The organism is Aggregatilinea sp. (genome assembly GCF_036822615.1).
In the GTDB taxonomy this organism is placed as follows: Bacteria; Chloroflexota; Anaerolineae; order Aggregatilineales; family Aggregatilineaceae; genus Aggregatilinea.
Window position 1 is genome coordinate 23,320 of the sequence record NZ_DAISHJ010000075.1, and the last position, 549, is coordinate 23,868.

General features: G+C 71.2%; 1 protein-coding gene. It reads left to right on the forward strand.

Annotated features, from left to right (window positions below; all coding sequences use genetic code 11):
• Positions 1 to 144 precede the first annotated feature (144 nt).
• A partial coding sequence (locus tag V7116_RS17670; protein ID WP_324393283.1) for a hypothetical protein occupies positions 145 to 549 on the forward strand: 405 nt, incomplete at its 3' end.

Consider the following 549-nt stretch of genomic DNA (forward strand, 5'->3'; position numbering starts at 1 on the left):
CCAGCGCGCCCGGTGCCGCGCGCGACGCGAACGGCTTTTTGAGCGTGGCCGGGTCGCCGCGCGTGCTGCGCCTGGACGCCACCGACTTTTTCCGCGTGGTGTACCTGCGCGTCGATGGCGCGTACCGGCGGCTGAAGTAGCGCGATGCGGCATCGAGCGCCGGGGAGCGCGCTGGTCCTGCTGCTGGCATGTTTTTACGCGCTGTTCCTGGGCGGCAGCTTTTACGCCAGCGACGGCGACGTGATGTTCCACACGACGGAATCCCTCGTACAACGCGGCTCGTTCGCCGTCGCGCCCGATCCGAGCCTGCCGCAGATCGTCGCGGGGCAAAATGGGCGCTGGTACGGCAAGTACGATCCCGGCCTGCCGCTGATCGCCGCGCCGTTTTACGCGCTCGGCGACGCGCTGGCGCAGGTCAATCACGCGCACCGGACCGGGCTGGCGTCGCTGTTCGTGCTGCTGGTCCCGGCGATTGCGGCGGCAGGCGCGGCGGCGCTGACCGGGGTTCTGGCGGGCGACCTGTTCGGCGCGCGGCGCGGCGTGGGGATC